This window comes from Streptomyces sp. NRRL S-350 (assembly GCF_000719705.1).
In the GTDB taxonomy this organism is placed as follows: Bacteria; Actinomycetota; Actinomycetes; order Streptomycetales; family Streptomycetaceae; genus Kitasatospora.
The window spans coordinates 1-16,323 of sequence record NZ_JOHO01000069.1 but is presented as its reverse complement, the minus strand read 5'-3'; the positions used below and the strand labels follow the sequence as shown (position 1 = coordinate 16,323).

14 protein-coding genes and 1 tRNA gene are annotated in these 16,323 nt (G+C 72.4%); 8 read left to right on the top strand and 7 right to left on the bottom strand.

Going from position 1 to position 16,323, the window contains the following annotated elements; translation table 11 throughout:
• Positions 1 to 57: 57 nt before the first annotated feature.
• The 5 genes from IF30_RS0135030 (at position 58) to IF30_RS0135010 (ending at position 5,446) form a co-directional block, all read left to right on the top strand.
• On the top strand, positions 58 to 1,407 hold the full coding sequence (locus tag IF30_RS0135030) for a vWA domain-containing protein (RefSeq protein WP_030246096.1): 1,350 nt from the start codon (positions 58 to 60) through the stop codon (positions 1,405 to 1,407).
• A 73-nt stretch (positions 1,408 to 1,480) separates the two neighbouring features.
• Positions 1,481 to 2,686 carry an FHA domain-containing protein gene (locus tag IF30_RS50450; RefSeq protein WP_030246095.1) on the top strand — a complete coding sequence of 402 codons (1,206 nt, stop codon included), beginning with the start codon at positions 1,481 to 1,483 and terminating at the stop codon, positions 2,684 to 2,686.
• Between the two features lie 175 nt (positions 2,687 to 2,861).
• Positions 2,862 to 3,779, top strand: coding sequence for an ABC transporter ATP-binding protein (locus IF30_RS0135020; protein WP_030246092.1), 918 nt, complete (start codon positions 2,862 to 2,864; stop codon positions 3,777 to 3,779).
• The gene (locus IF30_RS0135015) at positions 3,776 to 4,939 is read left to right on the top strand and encodes an ABC transporter permease (RefSeq protein ID WP_234322961.1); all 1,164 of its coding nucleotides are present in this window, start codon (positions 3,776 to 3,778) and stop codon (positions 4,937 to 4,939) included. Before IF30_RS0135020 ends, IF30_RS0135015 begins: the two co-directional genes overlap by 4 nt.
• A gap of 102 nt (positions 4,940 to 5,041) precedes the next feature.
• Positions 5,042 to 5,446 carry a globin gene (locus IF30_RS0135010; protein ID WP_030246089.1) on the top strand — a complete coding sequence of 135 codons (405 nt, stop codon included), beginning with the start codon at positions 5,042 to 5,044 and terminating at the stop codon, positions 5,444 to 5,446.
• Positions 5,447 to 5,467: 21 nt separating this feature from the next.
• Here IF30_RS0135010 and IF30_RS0135005 read toward each other — a convergent pair whose 3' ends face one another.
• The 5 genes from IF30_RS0135005 to IF30_RS44740 form a co-directional block, all read right to left on the bottom strand.
• Positions 5,468 to 6,160, bottom strand: coding sequence for a hypothetical protein (locus IF30_RS0135005; protein WP_030246087.1), 693 nt, complete (start codon positions 6,158 to 6,160; stop codon positions 5,468 to 5,470).
• Positions 6,161 to 6,190: 30 nt separating this feature from the next.
• Positions 6,191 to 6,634 carry an acyl-CoA thioesterase gene (locus tag IF30_RS0135000; protein WP_030246086.1) on the bottom strand — a complete coding sequence of 148 codons (444 nt, stop codon included), beginning with the start codon at positions 6,632 to 6,634 and terminating at the stop codon, positions 6,191 to 6,193.
• Positions 6,635 to 6,758: 124 nt separating this feature from the next.
• Positions 6,759 to 8,423 (bottom strand): energy-dependent translational throttle protein EttA, encoded by a 1,665-nt coding sequence (ettA, locus tag IF30_RS0134995; RefSeq protein ID WP_030246084.1) that lies wholly within the window; start codon positions 8,421 to 8,423, stop codon positions 6,759 to 6,761.
• Between the two features lie 444 nt (positions 8,424 to 8,867).
• Entirely contained in the window at positions 8,868 to 10,343 is a 1,476-nt protein-coding gene (locus tag IF30_RS0134990) for a Cys-Gln thioester bond-forming surface protein (RefSeq protein WP_030246082.1), read from the bottom strand.
• 353 nt (positions 10,344 to 10,696) lie between these two features.
• Positions 10,697 to 11,314, bottom strand: coding sequence for a single-stranded DNA-binding protein (locus IF30_RS44740; protein WP_063752910.1), 618 nt, complete (start codon positions 11,312 to 11,314; stop codon positions 10,697 to 10,699).
• A gap of 631 nt (positions 11,315 to 11,945) precedes the next feature.
• Here IF30_RS44740 and IF30_RS0134980 point away from each other — a divergent pair.
• Positions 11,946 to 12,021: transfer RNA gene (locus IF30_RS0134980), tRNA-Arg, on the top strand.
• A 354-nt stretch (positions 12,022 to 12,375) separates the two neighbouring features.
• Here the strand turns inward: IF30_RS0134980 and IF30_RS0134975 are convergent.
• Positions 12,376 to 12,987, bottom strand: coding sequence for a TetR/AcrR family transcriptional regulator (locus tag IF30_RS0134975; RefSeq protein ID WP_199807982.1), 612 nt, complete (start codon positions 12,985 to 12,987; stop codon positions 12,376 to 12,378).
• A 76-nt stretch (positions 12,988 to 13,063) separates the two neighbouring features.
• Here IF30_RS0134975 and IF30_RS0134970 point away from each other — a divergent pair, with 76 nt between their 5' ends.
• Positions 13,064 to 13,612: a GNAT family N-acetyltransferase gene (locus IF30_RS0134970; RefSeq protein ID WP_030246077.1), complete on the top strand. Its 549-nt coding sequence runs from the start codon at positions 13,064 to 13,066 to the stop codon at positions 13,610 to 13,612.
• Between the two features lie 214 nt (positions 13,613 to 13,826).
• On the opposite strand, the gene IF30_RS0134965 is transcribed toward IF30_RS0134970, so the two are convergent.
• Entirely contained in the window at positions 13,827 to 15,320 is a 1,494-nt protein-coding gene (locus IF30_RS0134965; protein WP_199807984.1) for an MFS transporter, read from the bottom strand.
• 221 nt (positions 15,321 to 15,541) lie between these two features.
• On the opposite strand from IF30_RS0134965, the gene IF30_RS0134960 reads away from it, so the two are divergent.
• Positions 15,542 to 16,231, top strand: coding sequence for a TetR family transcriptional regulator (locus IF30_RS0134960; RefSeq protein ID WP_051711866.1), 690 nt, complete (start codon positions 15,542 to 15,544; stop codon positions 16,229 to 16,231).
• Positions 16,232 to 16,323: the final 92 nt, after the last annotated feature.

Here is a 16,323-nt window from a genome sequence, read left to right as displayed (position 1 = left end):
GCCGCCCCACCGTCCTGATCACGTCCACCCCCTCACCCGACGGGAGCCGACCGCCCCATGGCAACACTGGCGAAGCCGAACCTGCCCAGGTTCGACGTGGAGATCTTCCAGAACGAGTACCTGGCCGACGGCGCCCGCGAGGTCAACGCCATCGTCACCGTCACCGCGACCGGCGGCGGCACCTCCGGCGGGCGCCCGCTGGGGATCGCCGACGCCGGGCCGACCGGCGCCGAGGCGGCCGTGGTGATCCTGGTGGACTGCTCCGGCTCGATGGACTACCCCAAGACCAAGATCAACGGCGCCCGGGAGGCCACCGCCGCCGCCATCGACGCACTGCGCGACGGCACCGCCTTCGCCGTCGTCGCCGGCACCCACGAGGCCCGCGACATCTACCCCGGCGACGGCACCCTCGCCACCGCCTCCGCCGCCACCCGCGAGCAGGCCAAGGAGTCGCTGCGCCGCCTCACCGCCGCCGGCGGCACCGCGATGGGCACCTGGCTCGCCAAGGCCGACAAGCTGTTCCTCACCCGCCGCGACATCGCCATCCGGCACACCATCCTGCTCACCGACGGCAACAACGAGCACGAGTCGGCGGAGGACCTGGCCCGCAACATCGAACGGGTCACCGGCCACTTCACCGCCGACTGCCGGGGCGTCGGCACCGACTGGCGCATCGACGAACTCCGCACGATCTCCTCCGCGCTGCTCGGCACCGTCGACATCGTCGCCGAACCCTCCGGCCTCGCCGAGGACTTCCGCTCGATGATGGCCGGCGCCATGGGCAAGCAGGTCGCCGACGTCGCCCTGCGGATCTGGACCCCGGCCAACGCCACCGTCAAGTTCGTCAAGCAGGTCGCCCCGGCGGTCGAGGACCTGACCGCCCGCCGCGCCGAGGCCGGCCCCCGGGCCGGCGACTACCCCACCGGCTCCTGGGGCGACGAGAGCCGCGACTACCACGTCTGCGTCGAGGTCCCGGCCGCCTCCGTCGGCAACGAGATGCTCGCCGCCCGGATCAGCCTGGTGCTGCCCCCGCAGGTCGGCGGCGGCACCCCCGAGGTGCTCAGCCAGGGCCTCGTCAAGGCCGTCTGGACCGACGACCTGGCCTCCTCCACCCGGATCAGCCCCCAGGTCGCCCACTACACCGGGCAGGCCGAGCTCGCCTCCTCCATCCAGGAGGGCCTGGAGGCCCACCGCGCCGGGGACGTCGACACCGCCACCGCCAAGCTGGGCGCCGCCGTCCGCATCGCGCACGCGGCCGGGAACGACGGCACCTACAAGCTGCTGCAGAAGGTGGTGGACGTGGTGGACCCGAAGGAGGGTACGGTTCGGTTCCGTAAGAACGTGAGCGAGGCCGACTCGATGACCCTTGAGACCCGGTCGACCAAGACGGTACGTGTGAAGAAGTGACCGCTGAAGACGTGGCCGGGCCGGCGCCCCGGCGCGACGCCGCACCGTGCCGGCCCGAAACGAGGGGGACCTGATGCCGATCTGCCCGAGGGGCCACGAGTCGCAGGCCGAGGACTGGTGCGACTTCTGCGGCTTCCCGATGACCCCGCCGGCCCCGGCCCCCGGTGCCCACCCGGGCTACCCGGGAGCCCCCGGCGCCGACCCGGCCCCCGGCGCGCCCGCCGGGTACGGGCAGCACGGCGGTGCGCCCTACGGCGCGCCGCCGATGCCGCCGATGCCCACGGGCGCCGCCCCGCCGCCCGGAGCCTTCCCGCCGCCGGCGCAGCAGGGCCTCACCGAGGGCCTGTCCGTCTGCCCGATCTGCCGCAGCCCGCAGACCGGACGGTTCTGCGAGGAGTGCGGCTACGACTACGAGCTGTCCACCCCGTCGCGCCGCCAGGCCCCGGCGCCCGGCGCGGCCGCACCCGGCCCCGCCCAGCCGCCGCCCCTGAACATCCCGGCGGCGTACGGCGGCGCCCCGCAGCAGCCGCAGCCCGGGTACGGCGGGCAGCCGTACGGGCAGCACGCCCCCGGGCAGCCCCCGGCCGCCCAGCAGGCCGTCGCCCCGCCCGTCCCGCAGCAGCCGCAGACCCCGGACCAGCCGCACACGTACGGCTACCCGCCCGCCGCACCCGGTGCCGGGCCGGAACGGCCCGCGTCCGAGGGAGCCTTCCCCGAGGCCCAGCCGCGCGAGGACTCCGGCCCGGTGTACGCCCAGCCCGTCGGCCCCGGCCCCAACAACCGCGGCGGCGACTTCGGCACGTCCTTCCACCTGGCCCCGCCGCAGTCGCAGCCGCCCCACCAGGAGGCCGGCCCGGCCGAGCCGGTGCGGACCAACTGGATCGCCGTGATCGCGGCCGACCGGGACTACTTCACCGACATGATGGCGCGCAGCGGCCCCGAGGCGGCCGGCCTGTTCTTCCCGCCGTACTGCCCCGAGCGCCGGATCCCGCTGACCGGCCGCGGCCAGCTGCGGATCGGCCGGCGCAGCCAGCACCGCGGCACCGTCCCCGAGATCGACCTGTCCGTCCCGCCGGAGGACCCGGGCGCCTCGCACCAGCACGCCCTGCTCGCCGAACAGGCCGACGGCAGCTGGGTGCTGGTCGACCAGGACTCGACCAACGGCACCACCGTGAACGGCGGCGCGGAGCCGATCGCCCCGCACACCGCCGTACCGCTGAACGACGGCGACCGGATCCACATCGGCGCCTGGACGACGATCACGGTGCACCGCGCCTGACGCGCCGACCCTTCGTCAGGCGGCGCGCCGAGGCGCCGTCGGGGACGACTCCGGCCGGGCCGGGCGGAACACGACATCCGCCCGGCCCGGCTTCGTCCCGAAATCTTCCGGGAACCCACGGATTCCCTGTCCACGGTGTGCACAGGAGCGCTCGGAAGCCCTAGTCTCAGGGCACATGACTGCAGCTATATCCGCCGACGGCATCCGTCAGCGGTACGGGGATGTGCAGGCCGTCGACGGGGTGTCCTTCACCGTCGAGGCCGGCGAGTTCTACGGGATCCTGGGCCCCAACGGCGCCGGGAAGACCACCACGATGGAGATCCTGGAAGGCGTCCGGAAACCGGACGAGGGCCGGATCGAGCTGCTGGGGATGGCTCCCTGGCCGCGCAACCCGAAACTGCTGCCGCGAATCGGCGTGCAGTTCCAGGCCTCCGCCTTCTTCCGGAAACTGACGGCCCGGGAGACGATCCGCACCTTCGCGTCGTTCTACGGGGTCGGCCCCAAGCGGGCCGACGCGATGCTGGAGCGGGTCGGCCTCGCGGACAAGGCCGCGACACTGACCGACCAGATGTCCGGCGGTCAGGCCCAGCGCCTGTCGATCGCCTGCGCCCTGGCCCACGACCCGGAACTCGTCTTCCTCGACGAGCCCACCACCGGCCTCGACCCGCAGTCCCGGCGCAACCTCTGGGACCTCCTGCGCGACATCAACGCCGAGGGCCGCACGGTCGTGCTCACCACGCACTACCTGGACGAGGCCGAGGTGCTCTGCGACCGGGTCTCGATCATGGACCACGGCAGGATCCTGCACACCGGCGCCCCGGCGGCGCTGATCCGCGAGATCGACGACACCGTCCGGATCAGCGTGGCCTCCGGCCAACTGCCGCTCGACCGGGCCCGCGCGCTGCTGACCACGACCGGCGCCGACATCGCCAACCTGGAGGACGACACCGTCTCGCTCTCCTTCTCCACCCGCCTTCCGGCCCCGGTGCTCGGCGTCCTGGCCGAGCACAACGCCCTGCGCGGCCTCGAAGTGCGCGGCGCCACCCTGGAGGACGTCTTCCTCCAGCTGACCGGACGGGAGTTCCGCGCATGACCGCCACCACCCCCACCGAGCCGAAGGACCCCGCCCTGCGGGGCGGTGCGGCCGGCGCCGCCGGCGAACGGGAACGGGAGCGGGAGCGGGAGCGGGTCAGCGCGTTCTGGAGCCTCTCCCGGGCGATGCTGCTCGGCATGAAGCGCGACCGCACCGCGACCTTCTTCATCCTGCTCTTCCCCCTGGTGTTCCTGGTCTTCTTCGGCAGCGTCACCAAGGGCTCCGGCAGCCCGCACGCCAAGGTGGCGCAGGTCGGCGCGGTGCAGCTGTTCGACTCCATGCAGGGCGGCGAACGGGCCGGGCTCGACCAGGTCCTCACGATCACCAGGACCGACGACGAGCCGGCCACCCTGGAGAAGGTCCGCAAGGGCGACTTCGACGCACTGATCACGCAGGGCCCGGACGGCAAGGTCGAACTGCGCTACAGCGCCGCCGACACCGTCCGCGCCGGCGCGCTCCGCGGCATCCTCGACTCGGTGGTCCAGGGCGCCAACCAGGCCGCCACCGGTCGGCCGCCGGCCTACGTGCTGGACGCCCAGCAGGTCGAGGACAAGTCGCTCAAGCCGATCCAGTTCCTCACCCCCGGTCTGCTCGGCTGGGCCGTCGCCACCGGCGCGGTCTTCGGCGCCGCTCTGACCCTGGTCAACTGGCGCAAGACCAAGGTGCTGCGCCGGCTGCGGCTGGCCCCGATCAGCGCGGGCACCGTCGTCAGCTCCCGGATCGTGGTCTCACTGCTGACCGCGCTCCTGCAGAGCGCCGTCTTCCTGGTCGTCGCCACGAGCTTCTTCGGGCTCAGACTCACCGGCGACTGGTGGCTGGTCATCCCGCTGGTGGCCTGCGCGACGCTCGCCTTCATGTCCATCGGCCTGCTGGCCGGCTCGGTCGCCAAGACCGAGGAGGCCGCCAACGGCATCTCGCAGGTCATCGTGCTGCCGATGTCCTTCCTGTCCGGCTCGTTCTTCCCGCTGGACGGCGCTCCGGGCTGGCTGCAGACCATCTCCAAGATCATGCCGCTGCACTACCTGGTCGACTCCGCCCAGTCGGTGCTGACCCGCGGCGGCGGCGTCATGGACGCCCTGCCGACCATGGGCGGCCTGCTGCTCTTCGCGGCGGTGCTGACCGCCATCGCCTGGAGGCTGTTCAAGTGGGAAGACGCCTGACCGCCGTCCGCTGACCGCGCCCGCTGACCGCTGACCGCTCCGAGGGGTCGTACGCCGTTGGTCCCGGTGTACGACCCCGTCGGCGTCTGCGACCATGGTCGGGTGAGAGAGATCCGGCGGGGCACGTTGAGCGAGGAGACCTTCTACGACCAGGTCGGCGGTGAGCCGACCTTCCGGCGCCTGGCCCACCGCTTCTACGAGGGCATCGCCGAGGACGAGTTGCTGCGGCCGATGTACCCCGAGGGAGACCTCGGGCCGGCCGAGGAGCGCATGGCGCTGTTCCTGATGCAGTACTGGGGCGGCCCGCGCACCTACAGCGACCGGCGCGGCCACCCCCGGCTGCGGATGCGGCACGCGCCGTTCAAGGTCGACCACGCGGCCCACGACGCCTGGTTGAAGCACATGCGGGCGGCCGTCGCGAGCCTGGAGCTGCCCGAGGAGCACGAGCGGCAGCTGCTGGAGTACCTGACCTACGCCGCCGCCTCGATGATCAACACCGAGGGCTGACCAGCCCCGGCGGGCCGGGGGCTACCGCAGCGGGCTGAGCCCGAGCCCCGCCCCCGGCGCGCCCGCGGTGCGCACCGCCACCGAGCCCGCCGGGGCGCTCAACCGCAGCCAGCCGCCCGCCCGGTGCACGGTCAGCGGGGCGCCGGGCTTCAGGAAGCCGATCACGTACGCGGCGTGCACCGCCCGCAGCGGCAGCTCCGGCAGCGCCGCCACCGGGCGGGACCAGATCTCGTCCGCCAGCGCGTCCAGCACCGCCCGGGTCCGGTGGTGCGCCGGGACGGCCTCGCTCCGCTCACGGAACTCCCCGACCCCGGCCATCAGTTCGGGGTACACCTCGGCCGCCGGCGGCGCACCGACCGGCCGCCAGCCGGTGCGCGGCGGCAGCAGCCCGGCCCAGGCCGGGCCGGTCACCGGCGCGGGCAGCGTGACGGTCCCCGTCCCGGTGTCCACGCCGTCCAGCAGTTGGCCCGCCGAGGCGGTCAGGTCCACCGGCTCGGCGAGGCCGCCCAGCCGCGCGGTACGGATCGCCAGCGCGCCCGAACCGCCCAGCGGCAGCCGGCCGAAGACCGCCAGCACGCCGTCGTCCGCCCCCGGGCCGACCGCCTGCAGCCGCACGGCGGCCGCCTTGTCGAAGCGCAGCAGGCGCAGCAGGAAGGCGGAGAGGTCGGCGGCCTCCCCGGCATCGGTCAGGGCGAGACGGGCGGTGATGGTCAACGCGGCTCAGCTCGAATCGTCGGGTAACGGTCAGACGGCGACGGCGACGGGCGCCTCGTCCATGAAGCGGCCGAGGAACTCCCGCTCCACGGGCGAGATCCGGCGCGGCCGGCCCTCGGCCAGGTCGTAGGGGACGACCACGGTGGACGCCCGGACGTACACGATGTCGGTGCCGTCCTCGTCCACGTCCTTGATCTCGTACGAGACGGTCAGCGACGCGCCGCCGATCTTCGTCACCCAGGTCTCGATGGTGACCGGCTCCGGCCGGTGCACCAGCGGACGCTTGTAGTCGATCTCGTGGCGCGCCACCACCGAACCGCCCGCGAACTCCCCGGCGCCGGCCGCGGCGGCCTGGGTGAACATGAAGTCGATCCGGGCCTCCTCCAGGTAGCGCAGGAAGACGACGTTGTTGACGTGCCCGAAGGCGTCCATGTCGGACCAGCGCAGCGGGCAGGCGTAGATGTGGCGGGCCACGGGTTCTCCTCGGTGTCCGGTCGTCCGCCGCCGCTCGGACGGCGGTGGCGGACGGTGACGGCGGGCCGCGGCCCGGCAGGCCGCCCCGGGGGGCAGTCTGCCGGGCCGCGGTGACAGCTGGATGTCAGCCTCGGGTCAGCTTCTTGTACGTGGCCCGGTGCGGGCGGGCGGCGTCGGCGCCGAGCCGCTCGATCTTGTTCTTCTCGTAGGACTCGAAGTTGCCCTCGAACCAGAACCACTTGCTCTCGCCCTCGTAGGCGAGGATGTGGGTGGCCACCCGGTCCAGGAACCAGCGGTCGTGGGAGATGACCACGGCGCAGCCGGGGAACTCCAGCAGGGCGTTCTCCAGCGAGGAGAGCGTCTCGACGTCGAGGTCGTTGGTGGGCTCGTCGAGGAGCAGCAGGTTGCCGCCCTGCTTGAGGGTGAGCGCCAGGTTCAGGCGGTTGCGCTCACCGCCGGACAGCACGCCGGCCGGCTTCTGCTGGTCCGGGCCCTTGAACCCGAACGCCGACACGTAGGCGCGGGACGGCATCTCGACCTGGCCGACGTTGATCCAGTCCAGACCGTCGGAGACGACCTCCCAGAGGGTCTTCTTCGGGTCGATGTTGGCGCGCGACTGGTCGACGTAGCTGATCTTGACCGTCTCGCCGACCTTGACCATGCCGGAGTCCGGGGTCTCCAGGTCCTGGAGCATCTTGAACAGCGTGGTCTTGCCGGCGCCGTTGGGGCCGATCACGCCGACGATGCCGTTACGCGGCAGGGTGAAGCTGAGGTCGTCGATCAGGACCTTCTCACCGAAGGCCTTGTTGAGGTTCTCCACCTCGATGACGACGCTGCCCAGACGCGGGCCCGGCGGGATCTGGATCTCCTCGAAGTCCAGCTTCCGCATCTTGTCGGCCTCGGCCGCCATCTCCTCGTAGCGGGCCAGGCGGGCCTTGGACTTCGCCTGGCGGCCCTTGGCGTTGGAGCGGACCCACTCCAGCTCCTCCTTGAGCCGCTTGGCGCGCTTGGCGTCCTTCTGGCCCTCGACCTTGAGACGGGACTGCTTGGTCTCCAGGTAGGTGGAGTAGTTGCCCTCGTAGCCGATCGCGCGGCCGCGGTCGAGCTCCAGGATCCAGCCGGCCACGTTGTCCAGGAAGTACCGGTCGTGGGTGACGGCGACGACGGTGCCCTTGTACTTCGCCAGGTGCTGCTCCAGCCAGTTCACCGACTCGGCGTCCAGGTGGTTGGTGGGCTCGTCGAGGAGCAGCAGGTCGGGCGCCTCCAGCAGCAGCTTGCAGAGCGCGACGCGGCGCTTCTCGCCACCGGAGAGCTTGGTGACGGCCCAGTCGCCGGGCGGGCAGCCCAGGGCGTCCATGGCCTGCTCCAGCTGGGCGTCGAGGTCCCAGGCCTCGGCGTGGTCCAGCTCCTCCTGGAGCTTGCCCATCTCGTCCAGCAGCGCGTCCGAGTAGTCGGTCGCCATCAGCTCGGCGATCTCGTTGAAGCGGTCGAGCTTGCCCTTGATCTCCTTGACGCCGTCCTGGACGTTCTCCAGGACCGTCTTGGACTCGTCGAGCGGCGGCTCCTGGAGGAGCATGCCGACGGTGAAGCCGGGCGAGAGGAAGGCGTCGCCGTTGGAGGGGTGCTCCAGACCGGCCATCATCTTCAGCACGGTGGACTTACCGGCACCGTTGGGGCCCACGACGCCGATCTTCGCCCCGGGGAGGAAGCTGAGCGTCACGTCGTCAAGGATGACCTTGTCTCCGTGCGCCTTGCGCACCTTGCGCATCGTGTAGATGTATTCCGCCACGTGAGATCGCTCCGGCGTCGTCGGGAGTATTCGGCTTGCAGCGTTCCATTGTGCCGCACCCGGCCGCGGGCCCCGAACCGCCGGGGTGCCCCACCGGGGTATCCCCGCCCCGCCGCTGACACCTCCCGGGGCCGTCCCGGGTCTCCTTCCGATCCGTCTCCGACCCGTTTCCGAACCCGGTCTCCGATCCGTCTCCGACCGGTTTCCGAACCCGGTCTCCGAACCGTTTCCGAACCCGGCCTCCGAACCCGTCTCCGATCCGTCTCCGACCGGTTTCCGAACCCGGCCTCCGAACCCGTCTCCGAGCCGGTCGGCCGGGAAGGCTACGGGCAACGCGAAGGCCCGGCCTCCCGCAGCGGGTGCGGGAGGCCGGGCCGGTTCTGCGTCGGTGCCGGGTCGGCGCCTCTCAGGAGGTCAGCGCCTCAGGGGACCGGTGCGCAGGGATCAGGCGGTGGTGCGGCCGTGGCGGCCGCGGCGGCGCAGGACGAAGACGGCGGCGCCACCGGCCACGACCAGGCCACCGGCGACGGCGGCGAGGATCGGGGTCGAGTCATTGGCACCGGTCTGGGCCAGGCCACCGGTGCCGGGGGCGGCGCTGGTGGTCGCCGCCGGGGTCGGCTGGCCGGCGCCGGCACTCGGGGAGCCGGACGGGGAGCCGGACGGGGTGCCCGACGGGGTGCCCGACGGGGTGCCGCCGGCGGTCGGGGTGGACGGGCCGGAGGTCGGCGTGGCGCCGGTACCGGTGCCGGTCTTGCAGTCCAGCACGCCCTCGAAGTCACGGCTGTAGCCGTTCGGGCCGGTCACGGTGATCTTGTAACCGGTCTTCTCGTCGACGTGGACGAGCACGCTCTCGGTCTTGCCCGGCTGGACGGTCAGCTGCTGCTTGCCGACCGTGACGGCACCGGCCTCGTCACCACCGTTGGTGACGGAGACGCGCACGCCGTTGCTGGCGCACTCGACCTTGGCGGTGCTGTCGACCAGCGCGCCCTTGCCCTGCTTCCAGGTGGCCTTGGCCGCGGCGGCGACGTTCAGCTTGGTGGAGCCGGCCAGGATCATGGTCTGGCTGTGCTCCTCGCGGGTGTAGCCCTTGCTGAGGAAGACGCGGCCGCTGGGCACGACGGTGGAGGCGCTGGCGTTCAGCGCGACCGCGCCGTCCGGAGTGCCGGCCGGCACGTCCAGGAACAGCTGCGTGTCCTTGGCGATCGGGCCGGCCAGGGCGGCGCCGACCGGCTTGCCGGTGCTGTCCAGCAGCTTGACCTTGTCGGCGGCGTCACCGCTGACGGCCAGCTCCACCTCGGCGGCGCTGGAGTTGAGGGTGAACGGGCCCAGCTTGGCGCCGGACTTGCCGGAGACCGAGTCCGGGGTCAGGGTCAGCGAGGGCTTGGGCTCGGCGGCGATGCCCTTGTTGGCGCCACCGGTCAGGTAGTCGCGCAGCTTGGTGGCGCTGGCGCTGTGCGGGGTCGCGTTCTTGCCGTCCGAGTACTTCCAGATCGCGGCCTGGGTGCCCGCGGCGGCGTCCTCGGCGGTCAGGCTGCCCGCGCCGGCGGCCTTGGCGAGCGCCGTGAGGTCCTTGACCTGCGGGTAGGAGTTCTCCAGGATCCAGCGGATCTTGGCGGCCGCCTCGACCTTGTTCTTGTCGCCGAGGGAGCTGGAGGCCCAGTCGGACTCCTGGTACTGGATCTTCTTCCGGATGTCGACCGGGAAGCCGAAGTCGATGCAGTAGGTCTGCAGCTCACCGTCGGCGGTCTTGAGGGTGAAGAGGCCACCGTCGACGGTGCCCTCGCCGTCGACGTCGATCTTCTCGCCGAGCATCGTGTTCTGCACCACCGCGGTCACGCCCGACCCCGGGGTGTCCGCCGCGACCGCCGCACCGGCCGCCACGAACAGGCCTCCGCCCACCGCCAAGCTGGTCGTGAGCATGACAGTGGTTATCCGGGACAGACTCCGCCCCTGCCTCTGGAACATCTGGGATCCCTCCGGGCCAGGCCGCTCCGATGGGGCGACCGGCCGACTTGCCGTGCCGCGCGTGCCGCGTGTGGCACTGCTGCGGGTATGAACCAGACGAATCCTATTGACCCCCAGGGGCCCCGAAACCCCCATGCGAAATCAGGACGATTCCGTATCTGGATCGTTATCAATCCCCCCAGGTCCCACACAAGCTGACGGCTGCCCGGAAACTCGCGGCCTTTCCGTTATCCGGTCGGGTATTGCCCGTGCGGGGACAACGGCCTTCTCGAGAAACATATTTGTCGACAGGAAAGGTCACCGGCCCGTCAGCTCCGCGCACCCGCACCTTCACCTCCCGGCCCGCCCCCGGCCACCTCGTCCGGGACTCCCGCGACCGCCCGACCCGGCTCCAACGCCCGCGGGCCGGGGCCGACGGCCACCGCGGCGGGCGCCGCCGCAGCCGCGGCGGAAGCCCTGCGCGCCTCCACCGCCCTCACGATCCACCCCGGCACCGCCTCCACCCCGGCCTCCCCCGCCGCCTCCGCCCCGAGCGGCCCGGCCCCGCCCGCCGACTGCCCGCGCACTGCCGCCGACCAACGGAACGCCGCGGTACCGCGGGTGAGGTCGTGTCCGACCGACCGGGCGTCGACCTCGGCCCGGCTGCGCCGCACCTCCCCCTCCACCCACTCCCGCACCCGCAGCCGACCGCTCACCAGCACCGGCTCGCCCTTCGCCAGCGAGCCGATCAGGTTGACCGCGAGCGCCCGCCAGGCCGTCACCGTCACCCACTGCGTCTCCCCGTCGACCCAGCACTCGCGCTGCCGGTCGTACCGCCGCTCGGTGCAGCCGAGCCGGAAGCTTGCCATCGGCACCCCGCCGGCCGTTTCCCCGTAGCTGACCTCCGACGCGACATTGCCGAGCACCGTCACATGCGTCTCGTTCACAGCGCACTCTCCGTTCTCGCCGATGCACCGTACGGAATCGACCGGTGCGCCTTGAGCGTGCACTTCGGGATAAATCCGGGCCACTGACTTCCGAAATCCTGTGGATAACTCGGGCCTGTGGAACACCCGTCACTCGCAGGGGTGAATTTCAGCCGCAGACGGCTCCTTCGCGCCCGCCTCTTCGCGGGCATGACAACAAACCCGCTGCTCGCCGACCCCTCCAGCCGCCGCCCCAGAGGCCCCCGCAGACCGTCCGCGCACGTCATCCGACCGGCGCAACCCCGATTAACGCCCCCACCCGCGCCCCCGGCGGCACATTCTCCGTGTCGAATCCATAACGGGTGAGGAGGCAGCCCCGTAACGACTGCACAACGTCCGGCACGGAACTCTCCCAGACCGCTGCACTCACGGCCTTCACCTGCGATTATCGGACCGCTCCACCGAACCGACACACCAACGACGGTGTCGTCACACCCGGCCGAGGAACTGGACACCCTTATCCTGTCCCCGACAGGGCGAGGGCCCACCAACCCCCACCCCCACCCTCAGGTACGGGCCCGGACAACGCGCGCCTCGGCGCTCGTCGCCCGATCCCGGCCGCGGTCACGCCCTCTCGGGCGCCGTCCGTCCCGCCCCCATAGCTCAGCGGATAGAGCACCCGCCTTCTAAGCGGTAGGTCGCAGGTTCGAATCCTGCTGGGGGCGCCACCCGCTATTCCCACAGGCCACCGCAGGCGATCGCGACCATGCGTAGCTGCTCGGGTCCTCCCCGTAATGCCACGCACCCACCGCGCATAACCCGTGACAATGCGTGCCGCTGCCGCCCGGAAATCCGTCCGCGGGCATTGCGCGCGGTATCGCGGCGTCCGGTCAATCCCGCCGCACCCCTCAAAAGGAGGAATCCCGGGCGAATCCCCCCACCCGGAAGCACTCGGGAAACTCCCAGCCAACTCCCAGGAACGGGCCCGGCCGGGAACGCGTCCCGCATGCCGCCCGCACACCGCCCGGGCGCACCCACCCGGGCGCCGGTCGGCCGTCGGACCGGTTCGACCGTCGGACCGGTCAGCCCGTCAGACCGGCCAGATAGGCGTCCAGCAGGGCCGTCTGCCGCTCGGCCGGGAACTCCTCCGGGGCGAACAGCGCCTGCACCACCAGCCCGAGGACGAAGGCCTGGGCCCCGGCCGCGAGTTCGGCCGGATCGGCCTGCGCCGGAAGCTCCCCGAGCCGCTGGGCGTCCGCGACGAGCGCCGTGAGCGCCACCCGCGAGCGGGCGTAGCGCCCCGCGTGTGCGGCGGCCAGCTCCGGATCGGCCAGGGCGTGGTCCCAGGAGCCGACCCAGATCCGGTTGCCGGCCGCGGAGTCCCCGTCCAGCGGCAGGACGTCGAGCAGGGCCGCCCGCAGCCGGGGCAGTCCGGCGGGCGGCGGCGGGCTGCCGTCCGCGGGGGCGGCGCGCCGGGGCCGGGCGCCCGAACGGCGGTCCAGTTCCTCCAGCGCATGGCTCAGCAGGGCCCGCTTGTTGGGGAAGTAGTGCGTCAACATCCCGGTGGAGGCGCCCAGTTCGGCAGCCACCGCGCGCAGCGTCAGCCCCTCGAAGCCGCGGCTGGACAGCACCCGCCACACCCCCTCGGACACGTCCGAACGGCGGGCTTCATGATCTCCACGGGCCGGCGTCATGAGGGCTATCGTACATACCAAACGTTTGTTATGAATGATTCCGACCAACCGGCGCACGACCCCGAAAGGCCCGCCCGTGTTTGCTGTCCCGCTCACCGACCACGCCGAACTGCGCCCGCTGGAGCCGTGGCAGGCGCCCGAGTTCCTGGCTCACATCGACCGGGCCCGCGCCCACACCGACCCCTGGATCCCCTGGGCCACCTTCTCCACCGACCTGGACTCCGCCCGCGCCACACTGCAGCGCTACGCCGACGGCCAGGCCGCCGACCAGAAGCGGATCTACGGCATCTGGCTCGACGGCACGCTGGTCGGCGGCGTGATGTTCGTGAGCTTCGACACCAAGTCCGGCATCTGCGAGATCGGCGCCTGGACCGAACCCGCCGGCGAGGGCGGCGGACTGGTCACCTCCGCCGTCCGGATGCTGCTCGACTACGCCTTCGTCACCCGCGGCCTGCACCGCGCCGAATGGTGGTGCTCGGCCGCCAACGCCCGCAGCCGGGCGGTCGCCGAGCGGGTCGGCATGCGGCGGGACGGCGTGCTGCGCGAGTGGTTCCTGCACAACGGGGTCCGCCACGACAAGGAGATCTGGGCGATCCTGGCCTCCGAGTGGGCCGCCCGGGCCTGAGCCCGACGGCCGCGCCGCGCCGGGAGGCGGGAGCAGGGCCGTCGCAGCCCGGTCTTCGAGGTCCGGCCTTCGTGGTCCGGCCTTCGTGGTCCGGCCTCGGAGCCCGGCCTCGGAGCCCGGCCTTCGGAGCGGGCACAGGAAGAGCCGGGGCTCGGTGGACTCCCCCACGGTCCACCGGGCCCCTCCCACCGACGGCCCTTCGGCCGACGGCCGTTCAGGCCGCGAGCACCGGCCGCTCCCCCTCGGCCCCGGCCTCCCGGCGACCCGTACCGCCGTCCCCGGCCGCCCGCAGCCGCAGCGCGAGCAGCAGGGCCAGCGCCAGCACCCCGCCCGCCGACAGGAAGACCACGTCCACGGCGTCCGTGAAGTCGGCCAGCGCGTGCTCGCGGGCCGCGCCGGAGAGCGTACGGACCGCGCCGAGCGTGCGCCCCGGCTCGTCCGCCGCGTAGACCCGGGCCAGCACGGTGCCGAACAGGGCCGCGCCGAGCGCGCTGCCGAGGGTCTGGAAGAAGCGCACTCCGGAGGTCGCGACGCCGAGTTGGTGCCGGGGCGCGGCCTCCTGCACCACCGTGATCAACTGGCCGATCAGCTGGCCCAGTCCGCAGCCCAGCAGGGCGAGTTCGGCGAGCACCGCCCAGAGCCCGGTGTCCGGCCCGCTGAGCCCGAGCAGTGCGAGGGCGAGCGCCGCGCAGCCCGCGCCGGCCACCAGGAAGGTGCGCGTCGAGTGGCCGCGGTCGGTCAGCCTGCCGACCAGCAGGCCGACGGCGGTCATCCCGGCCGCCATCGGGATCAGGTAGAGGCTGGCCGAGGTCGGGGCGACTCCGCGGGCGATCTGCAGGTAGAGCATCACGTAGACGATCGAACCGGTCATGGCCATCCCGACCAGGCCCTGGATGGCGAAGCCGAGTCGCACCACGCGGATCCGGAACAGCGAGAGCGGCAGGATCGGCTCGGCGGCGGTCGCCTGGCGCCACAGGAACAGGCCGAGCGCGGCCAGGGTGGCGGCGCCGAGCCCGAGGATCTCCGGGGAGGCCCAGCCGTGGTCCTTGCCGCCCCACTCGGTGACCAGCAGCACCCCGGTGGCGAAGGCGGCGACCAGGGCCGCGCCGGGGAAGTCCACGCTCCGACGACCGGCCGCCCGCGGCAGCCTCACCACCAGGGCGATGCCGACCAGGGCGAGCAGGCCGAGCGGCAGGTTGACGTAGAAGATCCAGCGCCAGCTCAGGTGCTCGGTGAACAGCGCCCCCACCAGCGGGCCGACCGCCATGCCGAAACCCGCCACGATCCCGCCCATGGCGCCGCCCTTGCCGCCGCGCTGCGCCGGGTCCTTGAGGTGGGCGAGGACCACCATGGTGACGCTCATCAGACCGCCGCCGCCGATGCCCTGGACGGCCCGGAACGCGATCAGCTGCCCCATCGACTGCGCGGCCCCGCACAGCCCGGAGCCGAGCAGGAAGGTGCCGAGGGCGGCGATCAGCACCCGCTTGGCGCCGTACAGGTCGCACAGCTTGCCGTACAGGGGCAGCAGGGCGGTGGCGGCGAGCGAGAACGCGCTGATCAGCCAGGGCAGCCGGTCGACGCCGTGGACGGGGTCGAGGTCACGGACGATCGGCACGGTGGCCGCCGACACGATGTTCATGTCGAGCACGGCCAACACGATCGTGACCAGGCAGAGCAGCATGGCCAGGTTTCGCCGGGCCGGTGTCATCGGGGCGGGTGCGGTCGGGGCAGGTGCGGTTGGGGCGGGTGCGGTCGAGTCGGCGGATGCCATCGGGAAGTCCCCCCGGAGTCGTCGGAGTTCGGCCCGGACCGGACAGGTGCGGTCAGGCGGGCTCGCCATCACCATGTCAGTCTTTTTGTACTGGGTCAACACTTCAGCTCAGCTCATATTTCAGCCCAGTCAACGTTTGATCCTGGTACAGTTCGCCCATGGAGACGCGCCCCGGCCTGGACATCGGCACCGACCTCGACCTCGACGCACTCCCCCTGCGCGAGCGGAAGAAGATCCAGACCGCCCGCCGGATCTGGCGCACCGCGGTCACGCTGTTCCACGAACGGGGCTTCGACCAGGTCTCGGTGGCCGAGATCGCGGCCGCCTCCGAGGTGTCCAAGATGACCGTCTTCAACTACTTCCCCACCAAGGAGGACCTCGTCCTCGGCCCGATGGAGCATCACCTCGACGAGCCGGCCCGGGTGGTGCGCGAGCGCGCCCCGGGCACCTCCGCGGTGGCGGCACTGCGAGAGCAGTTCCTGACGGGGCTGGCGGCGTTCGACCCGGCGACCGGCCTGAGCGACCAGCAGGTCGTGCTCGACGTGGTCCGGCTGATCCACCGCACCCCGACCCTGCTGATGCGCACCACCGCCGGCTTCGACCACCAGGCGACGACCCTCCTGGCCGCCGAGCTGCTCGCCCAGGACCCGACCGGGGACGAGCTGACCGCCCAGCTCGCCGCCGCCCAGCTGATGGCCGCCCGGCTCACCCTGACCGGCCGGAACCAGCGCCGGATGCTGGCCGGCGAACGCGCCGCCGACGCCCTGCCGACCGCGCTCGCCGCGGCCCACCACGCCTTCGCCCTGGTCGAACGGGGCCTCGGGGACTACGGCGCCGGCGCCGCCTGAGCTTGTTGTTTAACCTCGGAGGTCACCCGACCTGCTGATCTGCGGTTCTTCGCGAGACAGCAGAGGCGGCCGCCCCTCACGCTTCGAGATGT

Coding starts and splice junctions, on each gene's coding strand:
- IF30_RS0135030 (WP_030246096.1), top strand. CDS start 58: ATGGCAACACTGGCGAAGCCGAACCTGCCCAGGTTCGACGTGGAGATC.
- IF30_RS50450 (WP_030246095.1), top strand. CDS start 1,481: ATGCCGATCTGCCCGAGGGGCCACGAGTCGCAGGCCGAGGACTGGTGC.
- IF30_RS0135020 (WP_030246092.1), top strand. CDS start 2,862: ATGACTGCAGCTATATCCGCCGACGGCATCCGTCAGCGGTACGGGGAT.
- IF30_RS0135015 (WP_234322961.1), top strand. CDS start 3,776: ATGACCGCCACCACCCCCACCGAGCCGAAGGACCCCGCCCTGCGGGGC.
- IF30_RS0134990 (WP_030246082.1), bottom strand. CDS start 10,343: ATGCTCACGACCAGCTTGGCGGTGGGCGGAGGCCTGTTCGTGGCGGCC.
- IF30_RS0134975 (WP_199807982.1), bottom strand. CDS start 12,987: ATGACGCCGGCCCGTGGAGATCATGAAGCCCGCCGTTCGGACGTGTCC.
- IF30_RS0134965 (WP_199807984.1), bottom strand. CDS start 15,320: ATGACACCGGCCCGGCGAAACCTGGCCATGCTGCTCTGCCTGGTCACG.
- IF30_RS0134960 (WP_051711866.1), top strand. CDS start 15,542: ATGGAGACGCGCCCCGGCCTGGACATCGGCACCGACCTCGACCTCGAC.